Annotated in this window: 23 protein-coding genes, 1 tRNA gene and 1 CRISPR repeat array (1 of these 25 only partly in view); of the genes, 14 read left to right on the forward strand and 10 right to left on the reverse strand. The window is 33.0% G+C overall.

Translation table 11 applies throughout. The annotated features are described in order from the left end of the window. Positions 1–349: direct repeats of the CRISPR family, unit length 30 nt; unit sequence GTTAAAATCAGACCGGAACGGTATGGAAAG; it begins 153 nt to the left of the window's first position. Between the two features lie 165 nt (positions 350–514). Continuing rightward, the gene (locus tag MEFER_RS01785; RefSeq protein ID WP_015790932.1) at positions 515–1,363 is read right to left on the reverse strand and encodes an SDH family Clp fold serine proteinase; all 849 of its coding nucleotides are present in this window, start codon (positions 1,361–1,363) and stop codon (positions 515–517) included. A 60-nt stretch (positions 1,364–1,423) separates the two neighbouring features. Then, entirely contained in the window at positions 1,424–2,875 is a 1,452-nt protein-coding gene (locus MEFER_RS01790; protein ID WP_015790933.1) for an AAA family ATPase, read from the reverse strand. Positions 2,876–2,901: 26 nt separating this feature from the next. Between MEFER_RS01790 and mvp the strand changes: the two genes are divergently transcribed. The 4 genes from mvp to argJ are packed head-to-tail and all read left to right on the forward strand — an operon-like array spanning position 2,902 to position 6,048. Then, complete coding sequence (mvp, locus tag MEFER_RS01795) at positions 2,902–3,537, forward strand: hyperpolarization-activated voltage-gated potassium channel (RefSeq protein ID WP_015790934.1); 636 nt, start codon at positions 2,902–2,904, stop codon at positions 3,535–3,537. A 56-nt stretch (positions 3,538–3,593) separates the two neighbouring features. Next, complete coding sequence (locus MEFER_RS01800) at positions 3,594–4,412, forward strand: CBS domain-containing ParB/RepB/Spo0J family partition protein (protein WP_015790935.1); 819 nt, start codon at positions 3,594–3,596, stop codon at positions 4,410–4,412. Next, on the forward strand, positions 4,393–4,830 hold the full coding sequence (gene cgi121 / locus MEFER_RS01805; protein ID WP_015790936.1) for a KEOPS complex subunit Cgi121: 438 nt from the start codon (positions 4,393–4,395) through the stop codon (positions 4,828–4,830). The genes MEFER_RS01800 and cgi121 overlap by 20 nt, the downstream gene beginning before the upstream one ends. A gap of 9 nt (positions 4,831–4,839) precedes the next feature. Then, a complete protein-coding gene (gene argJ, locus MEFER_RS01810) occupies positions 4,840–6,048 on the forward strand; it encodes a bifunctional ornithine acetyltransferase/N-acetylglutamate synthase (RefSeq protein ID WP_015790937.1) in 1,209 nt (402 codons plus the stop codon). Between the two features lie 16 nt (positions 6,049–6,064). Here the strand turns inward: argJ and MEFER_RS01815 are convergent, their stop codons facing one another. From MEFER_RS01815 to infB, 3 genes are all read right to left on the reverse strand, one after another. Then, positions 6,065–6,841: a TrkA C-terminal domain-containing protein gene (locus MEFER_RS01815; protein WP_015790938.1), complete on the reverse strand. Its 777-nt coding sequence runs from the start codon at positions 6,839–6,841 to the stop codon at positions 6,065–6,067. Between the two features lie 124 nt (positions 6,842–6,965). After that, the gene (purT, locus tag MEFER_RS01820; RefSeq protein WP_015790939.1) at positions 6,966–8,135 is read right to left on the reverse strand and encodes a phosphoribosylglycinamide formyltransferase 2; all 1,170 of its coding nucleotides are present in this window, start codon (positions 8,133–8,135) and stop codon (positions 6,966–6,968) included. 100 nt (positions 8,136–8,235) lie between these two features. Next, positions 8,236–10,062 carry a translation initiation factor IF-2 gene (infB, locus tag MEFER_RS01825; protein ID WP_015790940.1) on the reverse strand — a complete coding sequence of 609 codons (1,827 nt, stop codon included), beginning with the start codon at positions 10,060–10,062 and terminating at the stop codon, positions 8,236–8,238. Between the two features lie 220 nt (positions 10,063–10,282). On the opposite strand from infB, the gene yjjX reads away from it, so the two are divergent. The 4 genes from yjjX (at position 10,283) to cfbE (ending at position 13,884) form a co-directional block, all read left to right on the forward strand. Continuing rightward, entirely contained in the window at positions 10,283–10,936 is a 654-nt protein-coding gene (yjjX, locus tag MEFER_RS01830; RefSeq protein WP_015790941.1) for an inosine/xanthosine triphosphatase, read from the forward strand. Between the two features lie 114 nt (positions 10,937–11,050). Next, positions 11,051–11,593, forward strand: coding sequence for a S26 family signal peptidase (locus MEFER_RS01835; RefSeq protein WP_211204171.1), 543 nt, complete (start codon positions 11,051–11,053; stop codon positions 11,591–11,593). Positions 11,594–11,727: 134 nt separating this feature from the next. Beyond that, positions 11,728–12,330, forward strand: a complete 603-nt coding sequence (locus MEFER_RS01840; protein WP_048056276.1) for a hypothetical protein — start codon at positions 11,728–11,730, stop codon at positions 12,328–12,330. A 351-nt stretch (positions 12,331–12,681) separates the two neighbouring features. Next, a complete protein-coding gene (gene cfbE, locus MEFER_RS01845) occupies positions 12,682–13,884 on the forward strand; it encodes a coenzyme F430 synthase (RefSeq protein WP_015790943.1) in 1,203 nt (400 codons plus the stop codon). Here the strand turns inward: cfbE and MEFER_RS01850 are convergent. Continuing rightward, a complete protein-coding gene (locus tag MEFER_RS01850) occupies positions 13,881–14,387 on the reverse strand; it encodes a UPF0254 family protein (RefSeq protein ID WP_015790944.1) in 507 nt (168 codons plus the stop codon). The genes cfbE and MEFER_RS01850 overlap by 4 nt on opposite strands. A 123-nt stretch (positions 14,388–14,510) precedes the next feature. On the opposite strand from MEFER_RS01850, the gene MEFER_RS01855 reads away from it, so the two are divergent. Further along, positions 14,511–15,206: a class I SAM-dependent methyltransferase gene (locus MEFER_RS01855; RefSeq protein WP_015790945.1), complete on the forward strand. Its 696-nt coding sequence runs from the start codon at positions 14,511–14,513 to the stop codon at positions 15,204–15,206. 26 nt (positions 15,207–15,232) lie between these two features. On the opposite strand, the gene MEFER_RS01860 is transcribed toward MEFER_RS01855, so the two are convergent. The 4 genes from MEFER_RS01860 to MEFER_RS01875 all read right to left on the reverse strand — a co-directional run bounded on the left by MEFER_RS01860 (position 15,233) and on the right by MEFER_RS01875 (position 17,941). Continuing rightward, complete coding sequence (locus MEFER_RS01860; RefSeq protein WP_015790946.1) at positions 15,233–15,994, reverse strand: geranylgeranylglyceryl/heptaprenylglyceryl phosphate synthase; 762 nt, start codon at positions 15,992–15,994, stop codon at positions 15,233–15,235. A 53-nt stretch (positions 15,995–16,047) separates the two neighbouring features. Continuing rightward, a complete protein-coding gene (locus tag MEFER_RS01865) occupies positions 16,048–17,133 on the reverse strand; it encodes a 3-dehydroquinate synthase II (RefSeq protein WP_015790947.1) in 1,086 nt (361 codons plus the stop codon). Positions 17,134–17,196: 63 nt separating this feature from the next. Continuing rightward, positions 17,197–17,730, reverse strand: coding sequence for a 6-phospho-3-hexuloisomerase (hxlB, locus tag MEFER_RS01870; RefSeq protein ID WP_015790948.1), 534 nt, complete (start codon positions 17,728–17,730; stop codon positions 17,197–17,199). 100 nt (positions 17,731–17,830) lie between these two features. Next, a tRNA-Trp gene (locus MEFER_RS01875) sits at positions 17,831–17,941 on the reverse strand. 149 nt (positions 17,942–18,090) lie between these two features. On the opposite strand from MEFER_RS01875, the gene sucD reads away from it, so the two are divergent. The 5 genes from sucD to atwA all read left to right on the forward strand — a co-directional run bounded on the left by sucD (position 18,091) and on the right by atwA (position 21,785). Further along, positions 18,091–18,957, forward strand: a complete 867-nt coding sequence (gene sucD / locus MEFER_RS01880; RefSeq protein ID WP_015790949.1) for a succinate--CoA ligase subunit alpha — start codon at positions 18,091–18,093, stop codon at positions 18,955–18,957. Between the two features lie 168 nt (positions 18,958–19,125). Further along, the gene (locus MEFER_RS01885) at positions 19,126–19,464 is read left to right on the forward strand and encodes an MJ1244 family protein (RefSeq protein WP_015790950.1); all 339 of its coding nucleotides are present in this window, start codon (positions 19,126–19,128) and stop codon (positions 19,462–19,464) included. 11 nt (positions 19,465–19,475) lie between these two features. Next, positions 19,476–19,802, forward strand: a complete 327-nt coding sequence (locus MEFER_RS01890) for an MJ1244 family protein (RefSeq protein WP_015790951.1) — start codon at positions 19,476–19,478, stop codon at positions 19,800–19,802. Between the two features lie 15 nt (positions 19,803–19,817). Then, positions 19,818–20,174, forward strand: a complete 357-nt coding sequence (locus MEFER_RS01895) for a DUF134 domain-containing protein (RefSeq protein WP_015790952.1) — start codon at positions 19,818–19,820, stop codon at positions 20,172–20,174. A gap of 6 nt (positions 20,175–20,180) precedes the next feature. Next, on the forward strand, positions 20,181–21,785 hold the full coding sequence (gene atwA / locus MEFER_RS01900; protein WP_015790953.1) for a methyl coenzyme M reductase system, component A2: 1,605 nt from the start codon (positions 20,181–20,183) through the stop codon (positions 21,783–21,785). Positions 21,786–21,789 lie beyond the last annotated feature (4 nt).

Consider the following 21,789-nt stretch of genomic DNA (forward strand, 5'->3'; position numbering starts at 1 on the left):
TGGAAAGTTGTCATTTGCTATTTTATTAAGTGCAAGATAGTATGGTTAAAATCAGACCGGAACGGTATGGAAAGATATAGAGTTTTGAGAAGTTTCATGTTGCTCACATTTTAATGGGTTAAAATCAGACCGGAACGGTATGGAAAGCTCGCTCGCAAATCCTTAGATATTGCAAAAATCCCAGTTAAAATCAGACCGGAACGGTATGGAAAGTATTGAACATTCAAAAATAAAAGACACTTCTAAAGAGTTAAAATCAGACCGGAACGGTATGGAAATAATTGACTCTCTGTTACTTCTATTTTCAATATTTTGCCGTGTTAAAATAAGACAGTCTCGGTATGGAAACGCTATGCCAAAAAGAGACGAGAGTCCTGCCCAAATACACAATAGTCAAAAATAGGATTGATACTTAAAAATCTCGGGATTGGACGTTAGATTGGATTTGAGTAAATTAAAATAGAAAAACTAAAATTAATTCATTATTAATGAGAAAATAGAAAATTTATAAAAATTATTCTTTTTTTCCATTGTTTTGTGAAGTTGGATATGGCATAAATTCAACAGTTCCCCTCTGTTTAATTGGCTGTTTATAAAGCTCCATTAATTCATAAACCTCTTCTGGAACATTTGTATCAACATCTAAACCAAGATTTTTAGCCTCTTCAACAGTTATTGGATAATCGTGAGTCCATTTACCTTCTGTTAATATCTTAGCTAATTCTTTAGCTTTTTCTTTTCCGTATTTATCTTTCAATAGAGTATATACAAAATTTTGAACCTGGTTTATTGCTTTTTTGGCAATATCCGCCAATATTAATGTTTGATCATCAACCTTATCAGCTCCTTTCTGCTCTACTGCTTTAACTATACTTGGAGCAGGATATTGTCCAAGTTGTGGGTCCACAGGACCTAAAACTGCATTTTCATCCATAATTATTTTGTCTGCAGATAGAGCTATTAAAGTTCCTCCACTCATTGCATAGTGTGGAACTATAACCCTCGTCTCCGCTGGATGGGCTTTTAATGCCTTAGCTATTTGAGTTGCGGCCAATACCAAACCTCCCGGTGTGTGTATGATTAAATCTATTGGTTTGTCTTTTGGAGCTGTCCTTATCGCCCTTAAAATCTCTTCACTATCCTCAATAGTGATGAATTTGTAAATTGGTATACCAAACAAGCCAATATTTTCCTGTCTATGTATTAAAGTTATTACTGTTGAATTTCTTTTATTTGAAAGCTCTCTGAGTATTTTTAATCTCGCAAGCTGTAGCTGTTTATATTGTATTTGTGGAGCCATAATCAAATAAAAGAATAATAGCCACCAAATTAACGAGCCAATAAAACCACTTAATGGATCCATTCTCTCCCCACGCTAAATTGTATTTTATATTTTTACTTTTATTTTGATTTTTTAGATTTTTTATTTATTTTTTAGCATTATATTCCTAATCCAACTATCTAACCTCTCAATAAAGTTATAATCTTCATCATTTATATTATTATTTATTTCAATTTCAGGAATATCTATGTTTAAATCAACATTAAAGGCATTCCTGCAGAAACTTTCATAATCAATCTCCACCTCTGGGATTAATCCCCTACCCTCATCAGCTACTTTTCCAACACCGTAGAGCTTTATGTTATGTTTTTTAGCTAAACTTTTTAATTTATCAAAAATTTTCCAATCATAGACCTTATTTAAAATGATACCCTCAACTTTAATCCCAATATCTTTAAGTAAGCTGTAATAAGCTACTGCTTCAACAAAAGCCCCTTCTATTCCAGATATATTACAAGGGCTTACTACATAAACTGGAAATCCAAGCTTTTTGGCAATTTGGTAAGAGGAGAGGTTTTTTAATGCAGCTGTAAAAGCCCCCATAACTCCTTCAACAATTATATAATCGTAGTTGGAGTTTTTTACATAATCTAAAAACTCAGAAACATCAACCCATCCTCTCTCTCCAATTTTTATACTGTTGTATTTTGTCATCTTCTCCCTTAACAAATAAAGGGCTGGAACTATATCCCTAACATCCCCTCCAATCTTAGCTACAAAAACCCTTCCATTTAATTTTGCAGATAAAGCAGTGGTTAAAAATGTCTTCCCGCTATTTGAAGAAGTAGCTAATAAAACAATCCCTCTTTTTTTATTATCCTTTTTTATTTCATTTTTTGTTAATTCTGGATTTAGCCTATATTTTAAAGCCCTTCTTTTTAACTCCTCTTTTATAATTTTGTTTTTTTCAAATATCTCTTCCTTTTCATCTTTTTTAACTCCCAAATGATTTAAAAAATTTTCCCTAACAAATTCATTGTCTAAGAAGTTATGGACCATTGTTCCAAATACCTTTCCCTTGAAAGCCCCTGAAATAATTTCTTTTTCTCCTCCCAATTTATAATTTAGCTTTTTAACTTTTGAAACTGTTAAAATTTTTGTTTCTTTATCAACTATTCTAACATCTCCATAAGTGTGGCAGTGGAATCCTCTACCAATCCCTTCCCCAAATATCGATTTTTTTAATTTAAATTCAACCCTATCAGTACATACTAACGGATAAAATTCAACATCCAATAAGTTTAAACCCTCTCTAAATATTGGAACACTACTTTTCCTTCCAATATCTATTTTTTTTGATAAGATTTGGAATCCACTACAAATACCAATTATATACCCATCAAAGTTAATTATCTCTTTTTTTATATCATCATTTAATGATTTACTTTCAACCAAACTACCTCCTGGAATTATTAAAGCATCCAAATTCTTAATTTCTTTGTAGTTTTTTTCATCTATAATCTTTGTTGGCAGATTGCCAAAATCTTCAAATAGTGGTAAGGAGCCAATTATATCTAAAATGCCAATTTCCATAGTATCCCCCTAAAATTGTGATATAAATGAGGTTAAAAGACAAAAAATTTAAAAAAATAATTGAGGTATTGAGCTTAATTTTTACGTTTGAAATTATAGCCTCATTTATTCTCTCAACGTATAACCCTCCTTATCAAGATTTACTCATAAAGTTGGATTATATATCCATAATATTTTTCACTTTTGAGATTATATACAACTTTTATTATTCTGAAAGCAGGGTAGAATTTTTTAAAGATGTTTATAATATTGTTGATGCCATAGTTATTATTGCTTTCCTTCTATACTCTTTGGAGATATTTTATTCAAAGGCATTGTTTGGACTTAGGGTTATAAACTTAATAAGAATTTTAGTTATGCTTAGGATAATTAAATTAAAACGAGTAGGGGAGAATCCTGCACTGATGAACTTTTTAACAATATTTATATTTTGCTTTATTTCCTCATGCTTAGTATGGGTTGCTGAATCAGAAGCAAATCCATCTATAAATAATTTCTTCGATGCCTTTTATTTCACAGTGATATCTGTAGCGACAGTAGGTTATGGAGATATAACGCCAAAAACAGATGCTGGAAAGTTTATAATAGTATTTTCCGTCTTATTCTTTATTTCTGGTTTGATAACTTCATTACAAAAGGCTTTAAGAGGAGAGATTAAATAAATAGGATTGTATAAAATTATCAATAAAAATAAGAACTAAATTTAGGGGATGGTCATATGTCAGTAAAGGTCTCTGAATACATGACAAAAAAGGTAGTCACAGTATCAAAAGATAATACAGTTAAAGATGTTATTAAACTATTGAAAGAAACAGGACATAATTCATTTCCTGTTGTAGAAGATGGAAAATTAGTAGGCATTGTCTCAGTTCATGACATTGTAGGTAAAGATGATAATGAGAAAGTAGAGAATGTAATGACTAAAAGAGAAGATATGGTCGTTACACATCCAGAGGCAAATATAATGGACGTTGGTAGAATAATGTTCAGAACAGGTTTCTCAAAACTGCCAGTTGTTGATAAAGAAAATAATTTAGTTGGAATTATATCAAATATGGACGTTATTAGGTCTCAAATAGAAAAAACCACACCTACAAAGTTGGAAAACATAGTTAAGACTTACAAAAACTTAGGATATAATCTAAAAGTTAAGAAGGAAGAAATTGATGTTAATAAATTAAGACCTACACAGAATAAAATCCACGCCGATGAGTTGGTTGGTAGAATGTATGAGCTAAAAAAAGGTTTAGCAGAACCTATAATTGCAATAAAAACAAAGAGGGGAGATTATTATATATTAGTTGATGGGCATCATAGGGCAGTTGCTGCATACAAACTGGGGCTGCCAAAGTTAGATGCCTACGTAATTTATTTAGATACTGACAAAAAACCTGGCATAGAAAAGACAGCAGAGGCTATGAATTTAAAATCTCTGAAAGATGTTAAGGTTATCGACAGCGATGATGAAAACTGTGTTAAAGTAATAAAATACAATAAAAAAGGATATTGGGGTAATCATGATAGTCAAAGGAATTAGAGGAGCTAAAATAAGCAACGATATTTTTAATTTAGATCTAGAATTTCAAATTTTGAATGCCGATTTGATAGCCACAAAAAAACATGTCTTACATGCTATAAATCAGGCAAAAACAAAAAAACCGATAGCAAGGAATTTTTGGATGGAGATATTGGTTAGAGCTTCTGGGCAGAGGCAAATACACGAAGCAATAAAAATTATTGGTGCTAAAGATGGAAATGTTTGTTTAATATGCGAAGATGAGGAGATATTCAAAAAGATTCATGAGCTTATCGGTGGAGAAATAGATGACTCTATCTTAGAAATTAATGAGGATAAGGAAAGATTAATTAGAGAAGTTTTTGGTATTAAAGGATTTGGAAATGTTGTTGAAAGAGTTTTGGAAAAGATAGCTTTAATTGAGCTGAAGAAGGAGTAAGGTGAAAACATGAAGATTATTGATGGTGGAATTGTAGCTCCAAAAGGATTTAAGGCAAATGGATACAAAGAGGGCAAGTATGGGGTTGCTATAATTGTGTCTGAAAAAGAGGCAGTAGGTGCTGGAACATTTACAACAAACAAAGTTGTAGCTCACCCAGTAGTCTTATCAAGAGAGCTAATAAAAAATAAAGATAAATTTAGGGCTATAGTTGCAAATAGTGGAAATGCCAACTGTTTTACAAAAGATGGATTGGAAGACGCTAAGGAGATGCAGAGATTAGTTGCCGAGCTTTTTAATATTAACGAAGATGATGTTTTAGTAGCCTCAACTGGTGTTATTGGAAGAAAGATGAACATGGAAATAATAAGAGATAGAATAAATAAAGTTTATAATTTAATTAAGGAGGAAAATAGCTCAATAAATGCAGCTAAGGCAATAATGACAACGGATACAAAGCCAAAAGAGATAGCTGTAGAGTTTGAAGTTAATGGAAAGGTTGTTAGAGTTGGAGGGATAGCGAAAGGAGCTGGAATGATAGCTCCAAACATGTTACATGCAACAATGCTCTGCTTCATAACAACAGACATAGAGATTGATAAAGAAAGCTTAACAACTGTTTTACAAAAAGTAGTTGATAAGACATTCAACAACATATCCGTTGATGGAGATACTTCAACAAACGATACTGTATTTATTTTAGCTAATGGATTGAGTGGAGTTAATTACAAAGAGTGTAAGGAGGAGTTTGAAAATGCTTTATTGTTTGTTTGTAGAGAGCTTGCTAAGATGATTGTTAAAGATGGGGAGGGAGCTACTAAGTTTATGGAAGTTGTGGTTAGAGGAGCTAAAAGTGAAGAAGATGCTGTAAAAGCCTCAAAAGCTATTGTTAATTCCCTATTGGTCAAAACTGCTGTTTTTGGAGGAGATCCAAACTGGGGCAGGATTGTTGCAGCTGTAGGATACAGTGGAGCAGATTTTAATCCAGAAATTGTTGATGTTTTATTGAGTAATTATGAAGATGAAGTTTATTTGGTTAAAGATGGGGTTCCATTAGCTGATGAAGGAACTGCAGAGTTAAAAAAAGCTGAAGAGATTATGAAAAGTGATGAAATAAAAATAGTCGTTGATTTAAAAATGGGAGAGTTTGAAAATATCTGCTATGGATGTGATTTAAGCTACGAATATGTTAGGATAAATGCTGAATACACAACTTAAATATACATATATATTTTTAGCCCTCGTATAAAACCTGTTCCTCTTCAATTCTCCTTAATTCTGCTTCATTTACTGCTTTTTCGTGTTCTTTATCTCCTTTCTTTCCTTTAAGTCTTCGTGAGAGATTTAACAAAGCGTTTTCCTGACCATAGCAAACCAACACATCTCCCGGTTTAATTAAAGTATCCCCCCTTGGAGAACCAATGTATTTCTCCTCATTCTTAACTTTCCTATAGATGCCGAGAACTAAAATTCCTTCTTTACTTAATTCGAGGTCTTTTAAAGTTCTGTTGGCTAACCAACTATTTTTCTTAACCCTAATTTGAGATATTGAGTAGCCGTGAATTATGCCAAGTAGTTGGTTATAGTCGTAAATCCTAAGTTGAGGAAAGGTTCTTTGAAGAAAATATCTAATCCACTTTTTCATCCATCTCTCGACTCTTTTGGATGTAAAAACTATATAGAGCGTTCCAAGGCTGATGGCTAAGATTATTAAATAGCTGGTAGCCTCTGCCTTACTACTTCCTACAAAAGTCAGTACAAGTGTTGCTATTGCTGATGATATACCTGCATTACCCAATAAAATTAAAATTCTGATTATCTTCCTTCTTACTGGATGTGAAACGACATATTCACTTTCGGCAGTTGTAAATCCTGCTCCAGTAAATGCTGATTGAGCTTGAAACGCTGCCACATCCTTTGAAAGACCCGTCATTTCAAGGGCTGTGGCACCTATTCTAATTATTATCAAGGAAAGTGTTATCACCAAGATAAGGGAGATAAGAGCCATCATAAAACTTCCCCTCGCCAAATAGCAATAAATTATTGGAAATCTTCTTAAAAAAGATATCTAAGAAATAAGAATATAATCTAAAACTAAGACTAAATGTAAGTCAAAAAAGTTTTGTTTAAAAGTTTTACTCAATTTTAACTGCATGAGCACACTTTTCAGCCAATTCCCTCGCTTTTTCTACAGAATCTGCATAAGCTAAAGCAACACCCATTCTTCTGCCAATTTTTGCATTTGGCTTACCAAACAATCTCAACTTCGTATTTGGAACCTTTAAAGCTTCCTCTATGTAGTATTTTGGAGCGTATTTATTTATCTCAGCTTTTATTACATGACTTGCTCCTGGATGAATGAGTTTTGTAGAGACCGGAAGACCCAAAATAGCCCTAACGTGAATTTCAAACTCACTCATCTCCTGAGTTATCATTGTAACCATTCCAGTATCGTGAGGCCTTGGAGAAACCTCGCTAAATATAACCTCATCTTCTTTAACAAACAACTCAACTCCAAAAATTCCATACCCTCCTAAAGCATCAGTTACTTTCTTAGCTATTTTCTGGGCTTGCTCTTTCAACTCATCAGACATGTTGTGGGGCTGCCAACTTTCATGATAATCTCCATCTATTTGAATATGTCCAATTGGCTCACAAAACTTTGTTCCTTCAGCAGTTCTTGCAGTTAATAAGGTTATCTCATAATCAAAGTTTATAAACTCCTCAACAATAACTCTATTCCCTAAACCTCTTGCCCCTTCTTTAGCAGTTATCCAAGCTTTCTCAATATCTTCTTCTCTTCTAATAATACTCTGCCCTTTTCCAGATGAAGACATGATAGGCTTGACAACACATGGTAAGCCAATGTTTTCAACAGCATCTCTCAACTCATCCAAAGAATCTGCAAAGGCATATTTAGCGGTTCTCAACCCCAATTTTTCAGCAGCTAATCTCCTAATTAACTCCCTATTCATGGTTATTTTTGTAGCTTCAGCTGTTGGAACTACATTGTAACCCATTTTTTCAGCATCTATTAATGCATCTGTATTTATTGCCTCAATTTCTGGAACAATGTAATCTGGCTTCTCCCTCTCAATAACTGCCATCAACGCATCATAATCCTTCATATCAATAACATAACTTCTATGTGCCACTTGCATAGCTGGGGCGTTTTGATACCTATCAACTGCTATACACTCCACACCTAATCTTTGAGCTTCAATAACAACCTCTTTTCCTAATTCGCCACTCCCTAACAACAAAAATTTTACACTACCTTTTAAAAGAGGAGTTCCAATTGCCATATATTCCACCACAAAATTTACATCAAAATTATAATAGTTAATCTTCAAAATTATCATTTATTATATTTTTGCATTGAAATAAAAAAAGATAATCTAAAAATTATCTTCCCCAGAATATGTTGTTTGTTAGTTTTTGCATCAATTCCATGTATTTTAATAACGCCTCTTTTTCATCACTTCTCAACCTATCCATATACTTATGGTAGAGCTCTCTAACGTGGTTTTCTGGAACCGCAACATACATATAATCTCCTTCATCAACATGCCTCTTTAATACAACTCTTCCATCTATAGCTATTGAAACAGCTTTTCCTGCCTTTGCTTCTCTAACATTCTCCCCTCTATCTTTTATCTCCCTAACATATCCTAATTGCATTCCATCCTCTCTCATTAATGGAGCTCCAACTCTCAAAGTTCCATATAGAACTTCAACCCCACAAATTGCAGGGTCTTTCTGCCTAAATATACAGTCAGGTAAAATCCTAACAATAGCTGGCTTAATAAGTTTTTCAAACTCTTCATATTTGATTCTCTCCTCTTCTTTTTTAACCCATTCTGTAAAGTCCTCAACCAACTTGTAAATAATATTATCTACAAATACTTTTATTCCATACTTCTCAATCTCTTTCTGAGCTTCAGGCAAAATCTTTACATTAAATGCAACTATCGCCCCATACAATGGATTACTCTGCTTGTATGAGGCAACTTCAATAACATCCTTCTTAGTTACATCTCCAACCTCTGCCTTTTTAATCTTAACTCCTGCCTTTCTTAGCTCATTAGCCAATGCCTCCAATGAACCAAGAGTATCTGCTTTTATTAAGATACCTTCATCATCAACCTCTATCTTTGCCTCCTCAACTTCTCTCATTACCTCCTCTTTTGCTTCCTCTATCTTATCTTTTGGAACAATCCTTATAGGGCAGCCAGCTATAACTTTATCTAAATCAGGAGCCGCTATCTTAACTCCTGCTGCCGCTGTAACTTCATTAACTGGCTTAAATTTGTCTCTTGGGTCTCTCATCTCATCCAATGGTTTTGGTTTTAGTAATGCCTTAACTCTTGTTACTAAAACACCATCAGGCAATCCAACAACTAAATAATCTCCTCTCTTAGCAATCCCATCATAAATTATTGCATCGATTGTTGTTCCCAATCCCCTCTCTTCTTTAACTTCCAATATTGTCCCTTTTGCATAACCCTCAACATTGAGTTTTAATCTATCCTCCAAAAACTTCTGGGCTAAACCTGCAACCATCATTAATAAATCAGGAATCCCTTCCCCAGTAACTGCTGAAACGGGAACAATACAGACGGTTTTTGTTACATCTTGAACTCTTGAATATAAATCTGCCTCAAAACCAAGCTCATTTAATGGTTTTATTACATTTTCATACAATCTTATTTCAAATTCGGTTAATGCATTTGGGTGTTGGTTTTTTTCATTGAAGTTTAATATGAAAGGCATTTCCTTAGAGTTCCACCCTGGAATTAGGTCAATTTTATTTGCTGCAACAACAAATGGGGTTTTACACTGCCTCAATATATTAACTGCCTCAATAGTTTGTGGTTTAAATCCTTCATTTATATCAACAACTAAAATGGCTATATCAGCCAAAGCTCCTCCTCTCTTTCTTAAAGATGTGAATGCTTCATGTCCAGGAGTATCTATAACTAACAATCCAGGGATTTTTAAGTCTGCTTTTAGCATATTTAATAGATCTCCACAAACTCTTTTTATAACATCTATTGGGATTTCACTCGCCCCTATGTGTTGGGTAATCCCTCCAGCTTCTCTTTTAGCCACTCTTGTTTTTCTTATTTTATCTAAAAGCGTCGTTTTTCCATGGTCTACATGTCCTAAAACACATACAATTGGACATCTGAGATTTCCTCCGTTTTTAGTTTTTTTATCTTTTTTAGCCATAAAAATCCCCTCTTTATTTGTGTTTTCGTAAAAATGATGTAAAAAATAATAAGCATACAAAAGTTATAAAAATTTATATTGGATGCTATCTTTTTAGTAATGTTATATATAGATTACTAACCATATCAGCCTTTTAAGAAAAGCCTGGGGAAAATTATTTTGATGAAACTTTTACTAAAAGTTTCATAGATTACTGAACTTATTATTTGGAGGAATCATCATGGACTTTGAAAATAAGAAATGTGAAATTTGTGGTAAAAAAGCAGAGATTTTTCTATTTGGGAAGTTTTTATGCAAAAATGAAAAATGCATTGAAGAGGCAAAAAAATTGAGTATGGCAAGACATAAGTTTAGAGTTGTTGCTGTTGGTTCTACAAACCCAGTAAAGATAGAGGCGGTTAAGGAAGGTTTTGAGAAGGTTTTAGGGGCTGTAGAAGTTATTGGGGTTGATGTGGATAGTAATGTCTCATCACACCCAATTGGCTTAGAGGAAACGTATTTGGGGGCTTTGAATAGGGCTAAAAATGCATTTGAAAAGGTTCAATGTTCTTATGGTGTTGGGATAGAGGCAGGTTTAATAGAGGTTGGGGGGCATTATATAGATATCCACGTATGTGTTGTGTTTGATGGAGTTAAAGAGACAGTAGGCTTATCTCAAGGCTTTGAATATCCAAAGATTGTTGCTGAAAATGTTTTGAAAGGTATTGAAGGGGGAAAGACAGCTGAAGAAATATCAGGTATTAAAGATATTGGAAAAAATATTGGTTTGATTGGTTATTTAACTGACAACAACATAACAAGGAAAGATTTGTGTAGAGATAGTGTTATAATGGCATTAATTCCAAGAATGATGAAAAACATATATTTATATTAAAGAGGTGGAATTATTAATCTAAAAATAAGTAAAAAGGATGTAGTTGAATGGATAATATTTTTAATTGTTTTAATTTTAATTTGGAGCCATGTAAATGTTGTTGTATCTAACAGTATGTATCCTATTATGAAGAGAGGAGATTTGGTTGTAGTTGAAAATGCAGGATTTGAATTCAACCCACAAAATGTTGATGTTGGAGATATTGTAGTTTATAAAGCTCACTGGCCTCATTATCACATAATATCCAATAATAAAACCTTGTACATATTTAAGGAAGGGGATGCTAAAGATATACAAATAAGAGTTTTGGGAGAGCTAAAAACAGATAAAGGAGTTTATAAAATATTAGAGGCAGAGATTACAGAAAGCCCTACAAGGCCTGTGATACATAGAGTTATTGATAAGGTTGAGTATAATAATAAAACCTACTTTATTATAAAAGGAGATAATAACAAAATTCATGATCCAGAGCTTGTTTCAGTTAATCAAATAAAGAAAAGAGTTATAACTATAAATGGGTATCCTTTAGTAATCCCATATATTGGATATTTATCAATATTCGTTAAAGAATACTGGTATTTGGTAATTTTGTTTATAATAATTTATTATGCATACGATTATATTAGAGAAGGGAAAAATGAAAAAAGTAATACCTAGGGACAAAGTCCTGTTGATGTATCTTAGAGCAGAGATTCACTATGTTAATTCCAACTGTATCTAAGAGGCATTACTCCCTTACGGAAGTAATGCATCCGTTTTAATGAAACTTTTACAAAAGTTTCGGTGAGAAGATGAAAAAGCTCCTGTTAATTTTTGGAATACTCGTATTGATAACCTCAACCTCCATGTGTATCAGCCACAATAATTTAAATGACTTAAAAAAGAGCGTAGTGGTTGAGGTTAATGGAACTCCTGTAGAGATTCCGTTAAGGGCAACAGTTGGCGAAGCAAAAGACGTGAAGTTGATAAACACAACTGACGATGAGATTTACAACTATTACCGCTCAAAGATGTTGATTTACATATACGGGAATATGAGTTTAAAACCAGCTGAAGGTGGGGTAGCAATAGTTGATTTGGTAACAAAATTAAAATGGTTCAACCAATTTTACCCTCACAACATAGTTGTTGAGCTAGAGAGAAATAATTCAACTGTAACTGTGGAAAGTTTCTTTGCAAATGGAAAACGCTCAACAGATAAACTTAAAATAAACGAGAGTGAATATTTAATGAACAACAATAAAACAATGGTTATAAAGATTATAAAAACCCAAAACAATGCAACAATAACAAAAATAAACAATACATTTATAATTGAAGGAAATTCTTTAGAGGAGTTGGATAAAGCAGAAACAAGGTTCGTAATAGCTTTATTTAAGGGTAGTGTAAGCTAATTTAATAACCTAAGAGACCTTGCCGAGCGTAGCGAGGCAATACATGCATAGGGCTTCGCCCTATTGCTATACCCAGAGCGGAGTTGCCTTTGGCAACTCCACTTTAACTAAGAGACATTATGAGGGGCTTTAGCCCCTCCTTAATGCATCCGTTTTGATCAACGCACCATAGGACTCACGCCCTATTGGTATACCCATAAGTTTTGATCAACCTTTTCTTAAAAGGTTGTTCGAGCAACCTTTTACTAAAAGGTTGAGAAGGAACGAGGTTTGTTATAGCTTTATTTAGAAGCAACATGCTCTAAAATACAAATTTATTTCATTTTTATTTCATTTTTAATGGTGTTTTTTATGCTGATTGTTGATGTAAATCATGGAGCTTTGCAGTTAGCTGAAGAGTATTTAAATTTAGGATATAACGTTGATGTATGGGATATTTATCAAAAAATAAAAAAATCGGAGGATTTTAAAATCAAATATCAAAACTTAAAAGAAAAATTTGGAAATAGGTTAAATTTATTTTTTGAAAATCCAGATTTTGAAAAATACGATAAAATTATAGCTCCAATACACTGCCCAATAGATGTTAATTTTATCCCATTCACAGATGCAGTTTCTGAGATATTAGAAGAAAAATTTGGAAATGTCCATAAAAAAATAATAAACATAACTGGAGTTAAAGGCAAAACAACAACGACAACACTTATAAACCACATTTTAAAAGAAAAATATTCAACTTATTTACATAACTCAAATTTTGGTTCCATTGCTCCACCAACTATTTTAAAGATTTTAAACAACTTAGATGTTGATAAATACGATTTTTTCATATTTGAAACATCTTTGGGGTTAATTAAATGTAAGTATGGAGCCATAACCAATGTCTTAGAAAATTATAAGATAGCGGGTGGAAGGAGAGACGCACTAACCGCAAAATTCAGTTCTTTAAAAAATGCTGAAACCTCTTTTGTAAATAAGAGAGATATTGAGAAATACAACCTAAACATAAAACATAAATGCTTAAATGTTATAGATGTTGATAAGGCGGAGATTTTAAACAAATATCCGTTAAAATTTAAATATTTTGAAAAGGTCTTTGAATTTAATAAAAATGTCTTTGGATTGCATTTTGTAGAAAATTCATTATTTGCAATAGAGATTTGTAAAAATTTGGTTGATATTGATGAAATAAAGGAAAGACTAAAAACCTTCACCATAAAAAACAGAATGGAGATTAAAAAAATCGATAAAAAATTTTTAGTTAAAAATATCAACCCTGGTTTGGATATTAAAGCTATTTATTATGCTATAAAAGATTTCTTAGAAGTTTTTGATGGGGATATCTATATAGGAGGAGATTTTGGAGTTGTGTGTGAGGAAATTGATGTTAAGAAACTCGCCGATATTTTGAAGAAGTTTAATTGCAAATACATATTTGTTGGAGAGATTGGTAGGGAGCTGTTAAATTATTTAGATGGAATATATATAAAAAAATTTGATGAAAATAAAATAAAAAATAACTCTTTAGTTATCCTCAGGGAAAAGTTGAGTTAAATAAAATATTCCTCCTTCAAAATCTCTAAGAACTTTTTTATCCCTATCTCGATGCCATTTTTTTGCCTCTCTTTAACATTTTCAAATGTTATTAAGTTTGCATAGACATCTGAAGTAAATAAATGGCAGTTTTTGTCTGTTATTATGCAAATAGCTCCCCTCCCAACTCCTGCAGTGCTTCCAATGGCTATATTGACATTTAACTTTTTCTTCAACACCTCTGCCATCAATTTAGCAACAATTAAATCCTTCTCTTCGCTGTATGCCTTTGCATACTTATAGCTATAATCTGGCTCTGGAAGTTTTATATCTAAGAGTTTTTCAGCCCCTATAATTGAGGGTATGAACATGGCAGTTATGATCTTAACGTTCTTCACTAATTTTAAATCTTCATCAGAAAATAAATACTTAAATTCAAAATCTTCATAACCAGCGGCTGCTTTATGAATTGTTAAGCCTATATTTGCATGTGTAAAGCATTCAGCAGTTGCAACAGTTATCATCATCTCCCTCCCAACCTTTTAGAAAAAGCTTGACCAAAACAGATGCATTAAGGAAGGGCTTTCAACCCTTCATAAAGCCTCTTAGATTAAAATCATCATAAATCAATCTTTTATCGTGAGAATATGGGAATTAAAGATTATTATGACAAGTTAGCTAAGAGTTATGATAATTTGTATAAAAACAAGTATATGAGAGTTGTGGAAAGGGAAATTATAAAGAGAGAGATTAAAGATGATGATTTTGTTTTAGATATTGGTTGTGGAACTGGGGAACAGTTAAAAATTTTAAAGAATGCCATTGGATTAGACATATCAATAGAAATGGCTAAAATAGCAAATAAAAAAACAAATAAGCCAGTAGTTGTTGCTAACGCTGAATTCCTCCCATTTAAAAATAAGAGCTTTGATAAAGCAATCTCATTTTTTGGAGCTTTAAATCATTGCAATATAAATAGGGCTTTGAGAGAGGTTAATAGAGTTTTAAAGGATGATGGAGTTTTTATATTTACTGTGGCAAACATCTATGACATGAAATGGATTATCAAAAATATTTTAAAAGGAAATTTTAAAAAAGTAAAAAATGCCATGAAAAAAAGGAAAGGAACTATAACAAAAGTAGTTGAAGGAGAAAAAATAAAAGTAAAAACAAGATTCTATGATTTTAAGGAAGTTGAAGAAGCTTTAAAAAAAGAAGGTTTTGAAATAATTTATACATTTGGAGCAAATATTACAAACTCTCCATTGGATAAATTTCTTTACAAAAGCTTTTTTAAAAACTTTGCCTCATACATAGGATTTGTAGCTAAAAAATCAAAATAAATAATCAGTAATAAGAATAAATATTGTTATCTATTTTTCAGCTTTTCTTTTCCAGCTTTTTTAATCGCTTCATACATCATCTCAACAGCATTTGGATTTTCTTCCAACAAATTGCCCGTAACTATCGCATCAGCTCCAGCTAAAACCTTTTCATATGCAATTTCTGGCTTTCTAATTCCTCCACCAACAATTATATTAATTCCAGAAAGCTTTTTTGACAAACTTATGGTTTCATTATTTACTGGATAAGGAGCTCCACTTCCAGCCTCTAGATAAGCCCATCTCATCCCAAAGAACTTTGCTGATAAACAGTACATCGCTGCTATCTTTGGTTTGTTTTGTGGAATCTCTCTTATCTCACCAACATAACCAACGGCAGTTTTTTTTGCCGGCTCTATGCAGAGATATGCCATTGGTATTGGTTCCAAATTGTATTTTAAAATTGTTATAGCTCCCAAAGTTGGAGCTGTTATTGCCCAATAGGTGTTTGAGGAGTTCATTAAGCTCATGTAAAATACTGCATCAGCATATTTTGAAAGTCCATCAACGTTTCCAGGGAATAAGATTATTGGAAGCTTAGTTATCTTTTTTATCTGTTTAACTGCCTCATCCAAATTAACTACGCCAATACTACCTCCAACCATTATTGCATCAGCGTAATCTTTAACTTTTTCAGCTATCTCTTCAATATTCTCCTCTTCTGGATCTAATAGGGTTAAATAAACAGCTCCCTCTTCTTCAATTATTTCATTTAATCTTTTTTCAACTTTTCCTATTTTTATCTCCATGATTTCACCAAAATAGGAAAAATAGAAAATTATCTTCTAAAAAGGTAAAATAGTCATTTTTCAATGATTGTCTCTTTTATTGCCATCCCAAAATGTCTTGCATGTTCTTCTGGCTTTATTAAAACCTTATCTCCTGGCTTTAAATCAACAACAGATACTGGTTCCCCATTTTCATTAACCAACCTTATTGTTTCAGCATTCTGTAATATAGTTCTAACAATATCTCCTTTATATTCTGCCTCAATTAAAATTAATGGCCTTCTCTCAATCTTTACTCTGCCAACTATAGCCTCTCTTGCATTTCCGTCCTTATCGACAATTAAAACCTTATCCCCTGCCTTCAATTCACTTAAATATTTTGTTTTATTTCCTGGGCATAATATGTATGCATGAACAGGGCCGGCATTGACTCTAAATGGTCTTGTAGCTACGTAAGGGTTTTCTACAGTTTCGGAGTGAACTAAGAATAAAGCCCTTGAGTAAGAGCCGATTAACATTCCTTCTCCTATATTCATTAATGAGCATGTATCTATACAAACTCTATCTCCACTTCCTATAGGTTCAACTCTTGTTATTGTTGCCACATCTAAAGCTACTTTTTCTTTATTCATCTCTTCAATTAATTTTGATAATTCTTTTATATCTTCCAAGTTTTTTGGAGTTAAAAGAACTCCATCAGTTCCTTTCTCCAATATTTCATAAGCTACTTTTACCTCATCAACTGAATCTACACTTGCAATAATCTTTACATCTCTGTGGAATAAATCAGCAATTAAGTTTTCTAATGGAATGATTGTCCAATCCCTCCCCTCTAAAATAATATTGTCAACAAAACCAAACCTTGCGACCTCTGAAGCAAATTCTTCATCATCTTTTGATTCTATTGGTATGTATATAGCTGTCTCTTTCCCCATATTCTTAGCTTCTTTTAGAAACTCTATGTCATCGTCCTTATTTATTAATACGATATCTGCATCTAATGAATGAGAGGCTACTTTAATATTCCCAAGTTCTTTGATTTTTTCAATATCATCTGGCTGAGCAACAACAACAGGAATTGATGATTCCAAAGCCATTGTTACAATCTCTTTTTTATCTTCCCAATCATCTCCAACGACATTAACCCATCCAAATTTCATAATTCCACCTACTCACTTTTAATTAAATTAAGTTTCTCAAATTCTTATATAAATATTGTTATTTTACAGCAAATTACAGTGGCGTTTTATTACCACACTTTCATCCAAATTCAATCTCTTCATAACCTCAGCAATAACCAAATCCAAGAATATTAATGCTGTTTCTTCAAAAGTAGTTCCCATTGGCAAATATTTTGATTTTTTAACATCTAACTGTATTGTTATATCAGCAAACTCCACAACATTCCCGCATTCACATACAATAGCAACAATATTGTTGTTTATTTTAGCTGCTTTTTTAGCAACTGTTAAAACACTTTCTGTTCTACCACTGCCTGAAATTAAGATTAGCAAATCATCCTTTTCATATGAAGGTGTTGTTGCCTCTCCAACAAAATAAGAGTCAAAGCCAAGATGCATTAATCTCATTGCAAAACATCTTCCAATATATCCGCTCCTTCCAACGCCAAAAACAAAGATTTTTTTAGCTTTTATAATCCTGTCCACTAAAGAATTCAGCCTATTTTTCCATTCATCGTTGGTGTAGAATTTTTTTAACATTAATATATTTTGAGATATAACCTCAAGTTCGTCCAATTTCGACACCTATCGAAGTTATTTTCACAAGTGTATCCAAATTTATAGATTAATTTTTGAAAAAATAAAACAATAAAAAAATAACAATTTTGGTAAAAAATGGTGGGGGTGCTGGGATTTGAACCCAGGTCCAGGGATTTCTCCTGCCGTGGTCCAGCGCCCTATAGGCAACTGGAGTCCCCGATGATAGACCTGGCTACACCACACCCCCGCATCAATATATAAACTGTGAAGGTTCTTCAACGACACATATAAAAAGTAAAAGGGGTTATATAAATTTTACGGTTATCTAAGATACTTTTATATTGGTTTAGCTCAATACGTTTGACAATAAACACTTAAACTCAATGAGGGGTAAGGATGATTTTATTGGATGAAAATACAAGAGCAATAGTTCAAGGGATTACTGGGAGGCAGGGAAGCTTTCATACAAAAAAGATGTTAGAATGCGGAACAAAAATCGTTGGAGGAGTTACACCAGGAAAAGGTGGACAAGAAGTTCATGGAGTTCCTGTGTTTGATACAGTTAAAGAGGCTGTTAAAGAGACAGATGCAAATGCATCAGTAATTTTTGTTCCAGCTCCATTTGCTAAGGATGCTGTTTTTGAAGCAATAGACGCTGGAATTGATTTGATAGTTGTTATTACTGAACATATTCCAGTTCACGATACAATGGAGTTTGTAAATTATGCTGAGGAAGTAGGAGTAAAGATTATAGGCCCTAACACTCCAGGAATTGCTTCTCCAAAAGTTGGAAAGCTTGGGATTATACCAATGGAAGTTTTGCAAGAAGGTAGTGTTGGAATTGTCTCAAGAAGTGGAACTCTAACATATGAAATAGCTCACCAAATAAAAAAAGCTGGATTTGGTGTTTCAACCTGCGTAGGGATTGGAGGAGACCCAATAGTTGGATTAAGGTATAGGGAGGTTTTGGATTTATTTGAAAAGGATGGCGAAACAGAAGCAATTGTTATGATTGGGGAGATTGGTGGAGGAGCTGAGGAAGAGGCAGCTAAATTTATAAAAAATATGGAAAAACCAGTTATTGGATATATTGCTGGGCAGTCAGCCCCAGAAGGAAAAAGAATGGGTCATGCTGGAGCAATTGTTGAAAAAGGAAAAGGAACTGCTGAAAGTAAAATGAGAGCTTTAGAAGATGCAGGAGCTTATGTAGCAAGAAATATATCTGATATTCCAAAATTATTGGCAGAAATTTTGAGAGAATAGCTCTTATATCGATTTTACTCTATTTTCTATTTTTTATAAAAAGTTTGGCCTATTTACCTAAAAATAATTATATTATCAATATTAACAGCATTAGAAAAACTAAATGAAAAACTTTATATTTTACAATTTTAACATTAGATTATAACTTTTCCACATAAGGGGGATATTATGACCGAAAGAGTTTTGTTTAAATTGTTCGTTGAAGAAAAAAATGTTGGAAAAGCAATAAACATTATGACGTTAGCAGGAATTACAGGATTTTTCTTACATAAATTTAGAGGATTATCTCCAGACAAATTTTTAAATTTGAGTAAGGAAGAATTTGACGATGTTGATAAGGTTTATGAGATTATAGATAAAGAATCAGATAGGGCAGTGGTTATTGGAACGGTGGTTAAAAAGGAAAAAGCTAAAAAAATAGAAGAGCTATTAAAAGAAAGAATGAATAATGAGAGATGGACAGTAATGAAAATTCCAATATTAAAGATTAAAGTCCATAGGGTTTAAAGGTGAAATGAATGAAAGTCCTCTTATATTTGTTTGTTGAAAGTGAAAATGTTGGAAAGGCGATAAATGCATTATCAGAAGGGGGGATAACTGGATTTTTCTTATATGATTACAAAGGGATGTCTCCTCAAGATTGGCAAGGATTTTTGTTGGATGAAGATCCAGAGATGGCTATTAGGGCTGTTAATGATTTAGCACAAAATGCTGTTTTAATTGGAACTGTTGTTAATGAAAGCAACCTCATAGAAATTGAAAGGATAATTGATGAAAAATTGGCTGATTGTAAATATACAATAATTGAAATCCCTATTGAAGGAATAATTGTAAATATGCCATAAATATGAGGAGATTTTATGGGTAGAAGAGGGAGACCAAAAATACCAAGATTTGTATCTGAAGAACCAAAATTTAGGATATTTAAGCCACAAGGAATTTCCCTTAATGAATTGGATAAGGTTGTGTTAAAGGTGGATGAGTTAGAGGCTATTAGGTTGGTTGATTACCTCGACTACACGCAGGAAGAAGCTGCTAAGTTAATGGGTATATCAAGAAGAGTTCTGTGGAGTTTATTAACCGAAGGGAGGAAGAAAATAGCCGATGCTTTAATAAATGGAAAGGCGATAGTTATCGAAGGTGGAGAATACAAAATTAGGGAATGTGGTTTTTGTATGGGTCATAGATTTGGTGTAAAAAAACACTGTAGATGGTGAGAGGTTATGATACTATTGGAAGTTAAAAATGTCTCAAAGAAATTTGGAGATAAGGAGGTTTTAAAAAACATATCCTTTACATTGAATGAAGGAGAGTCATTAGGGATTTTGGGAAAAAGTGGGGCAGGAAAATCAGTTCTATTGCATATGTTGAGGGGAATGGATGGTTATGAACCTACTGAAGGGCAAATAATTTATCACGTCGCTTATTGTGAAAAATGTGGTTATGTTGATGTCCCTTCAAAGGCTGGAAACCCATGTAAAAGATGTGGAGAAGAGCTTAAAAAAATAGAGGTAGATTTTTGGAACGATAAAAAATACACCTATAATTTAAAAAGAAAAATTGCTATAATGCTTCAAAGAACCTTCGCTTTGTATGGGGAGAAGTCAGTTCTAGAAAACATCTTAGAAGCTTTACACCAGGCTGGATATGAAGGAAAAGAGGCTATTGATTTGGCGTTAAAATTAATTAAAATGGTTAAGTTGGAGCATAGAGTAACACACATTGCAAGGGATTTAAGTGGAGGAGAAAAGCAGAGAGTTGTTTTGGCAAGGCAGATTGCTAAAGAGCCATTTATATTTTTAGCTGACGAACCTACTGGAACTTTAGACCCGCAAACTGCTAAACTCGTTCACTCTGCTCTAAAAGACCTTGTCATTAAAAATAATATAAGTTTGATATTAACATCCCACTGGCCAGAGGTTATTGCTGAACTAACTGAAAAAGCTATCTGGTTGGATAAAGGAGAAATTATAATGGAAGGAACTTCTGAAGAGATTGTTAACAAATTCATGGAAACAGTTAAAGAATTTAAAAAACCTGAGGTAGAGGTTGAGATTAAAGAAGATATTATAAGGTTGGAAAACATCTCAAAACACTACTGTTCTGTCGAAAGAGGGATCGTTAAAGCAGTTGATGGAGTTAGCTTAAATATTAGAGAGATGGAAATCTTTGGTTTAGTTGGGGTAAGTGGAGCTGGAAAAACTACATTATCAAAAATTATAGCCGGGGTTTTACCTCCTTCAAAAGGAAAATATTGGTTTAGGGTAGGAGATGAATGGGTCGATATGACCCAGCCAGGACCTGCAGGAAGAGGAAGAGCTAAGAGGTATATTGGAATACTGTTCCAAGAGTACGCTTTATATCCACACAGAACTATACTGCAAAACTTAACAGAGGCTATTGGTTTAGAGCTTCCAGATGAATTTGCAAGAATGAAAGCTGTTTATACATTAACTTCTGTTGGTTTTAGTGAAGAAGAGGCAGAGGAAATTTTAGATAAGTATCCTCATGAGCTTAGTGTTGGAGAGAGGCACAGGTGTGCTTTAGCACAGGTTTTAATAAAAGAGCCAAGGGTTGTTATCTTAGATGAACCTACAGGGACAATGGATCCAATAACAAGAAATACAGTCGCTGAATCAATTCATAAATCAAGGGTTGAGTTAGAGCAGACATATATTATTGTTTCACACGATATGGACTTTGTATTAAATGTTTGTGATAGGGCAGGATTGATGAGAAACGGTAAATTAATAAAAATTGGTAAGCCGGAGGAGATTGTTGCCTTATTAACAGAGGAGGAGAAGAAAGAGATGCTTGGGCAGAAGTAATTCA

The sequence above is a fragment of the Methanocaldococcus fervens AG86 genome (genome assembly GCF_000023985.1).
In the GTDB taxonomy this organism is placed as follows: domain Archaea; phylum AGJL01; class Methanococci; order Methanococcales; family Methanocaldococcaceae; genus Methanocaldococcus; species Methanocaldococcus fervens.

What these genes read in the sequence shown, in the direction of transcription:
- MEFER_RS01840 (WP_048056276.1), top strand. Translation starts at nt 11,728, where the DNA reads ATGAAAAAGCTCCTGTTAATTTTTGGAATACTCGTATTGATAACCTCA.
- infB (WP_015790940.1), bottom strand. Translation starts at nt 10,062, where the DNA reads ATGGCTAAAAAAGATAAAAAAACTAAAAACGGAGGAAATCTCAGATGT.
- cfbE (WP_015790943.1), top strand. Translation starts at nt 12,682, where the DNA reads ATGCTGATTGTTGATGTAAATCATGGAGCTTTGCAGTTAGCTGAAGAG.
- yjjX (WP_015790941.1), top strand. Translation starts at nt 10,283, where the DNA reads ATGGACTTTGAAAATAAGAAATGTGAAATTTGTGGTAAAAAAGCAGAG.
- MEFER_RS01860 (WP_015790946.1), bottom strand. Translation starts at nt 15,994, where the DNA reads ATGGAGATAAAAATAGGAAAAGTTGAAAAAAGATTAAATGAAATAATT.
- sucD (WP_015790949.1), top strand. Translation starts at nt 18,091, where the DNA reads ATGATTTTATTGGATGAAAATACAAGAGCAATAGTTCAAGGGATTACT.
- mvp (WP_015790934.1), top strand. Translation starts at nt 2,902, where the DNA reads ATGAGGTTAAAAGACAAAAAATTTAAAAAAATAATTGAGGTATTGAGC.
- MEFER_RS01785 (WP_015790932.1), bottom strand. Translation starts at nt 1,363, where the DNA reads ATGGATCCATTAAGTGGTTTTATTGGCTCGTTAATTTGGTGGCTATTA.
- MEFER_RS01865 (WP_015790947.1), bottom strand. Translation starts at nt 17,133, where the DNA reads ATGAAATTTGGATGGGTTAATGTCGTTGGAGATGATTGGGAAGATAAA.
- MEFER_RS01800 (WP_015790935.1), top strand. Translation starts at nt 3,594, where the DNA reads ATGTCAGTAAAGGTCTCTGAATACATGACAAAAAAGGTAGTCACAGTA.
- MEFER_RS01850 (WP_015790944.1), bottom strand. Translation starts at nt 14,387, where the DNA reads ATGATAACTGTTGCAACTGCTGAATGCTTTACACATGCAAATATAGGC.
- argJ (WP_015790937.1), top strand. Translation starts at nt 4,840, where the DNA reads ATGAAGATTATTGATGGTGGAATTGTAGCTCCAAAAGGATTTAAGGCA.
- purT (WP_015790939.1), bottom strand. Translation starts at nt 8,135, where the DNA reads ATGGCAATTGGAACTCCTCTTTTAAAAGGTAGTGTAAAATTTTTGTTG.
- MEFER_RS01895 (WP_015790952.1), top strand. Translation starts at nt 19,818, where the DNA reads ATGGGTAGAAGAGGGAGACCAAAAATACCAAGATTTGTATCTGAAGAA.
- atwA (WP_015790953.1), top strand. Translation starts at nt 20,181, where the DNA reads ATGATACTATTGGAAGTTAAAAATGTCTCAAAGAAATTTGGAGATAAG.
- MEFER_RS01855 (WP_015790945.1), top strand. Translation starts at nt 14,511, where the DNA reads ATGGGAATTAAAGATTATTATGACAAGTTAGCTAAGAGTTATGATAAT.
- MEFER_RS01885 (WP_015790950.1), top strand. Translation starts at nt 19,126, where the DNA reads ATGACCGAAAGAGTTTTGTTTAAATTGTTCGTTGAAGAAAAAAATGTT.
- MEFER_RS01835 (WP_211204171.1), top strand. Translation starts at nt 11,051, where the DNA reads ATGTATCCTATTATGAAGAGAGGAGATTTGGTTGTAGTTGAAAATGCA.
- cgi121 (WP_015790936.1), top strand. Translation starts at nt 4,393, where the DNA reads ATGATAGTCAAAGGAATTAGAGGAGCTAAAATAAGCAACGATATTTTT.
- MEFER_RS01815 (WP_015790938.1), bottom strand. Translation starts at nt 6,841, where the DNA reads ATGATGGCTCTTATCTCCCTTATCTTGGTGATAACACTTTCCTTGATA.
- MEFER_RS01890 (WP_015790951.1), top strand. Translation starts at nt 19,476, where the DNA reads ATGAAAGTCCTCTTATATTTGTTTGTTGAAAGTGAAAATGTTGGAAAG.
- MEFER_RS01790 (WP_015790933.1), bottom strand. Translation starts at nt 2,875, where the DNA reads ATGGAAATTGGCATTTTAGATATAATTGGCTCCTTACCACTATTTGAA.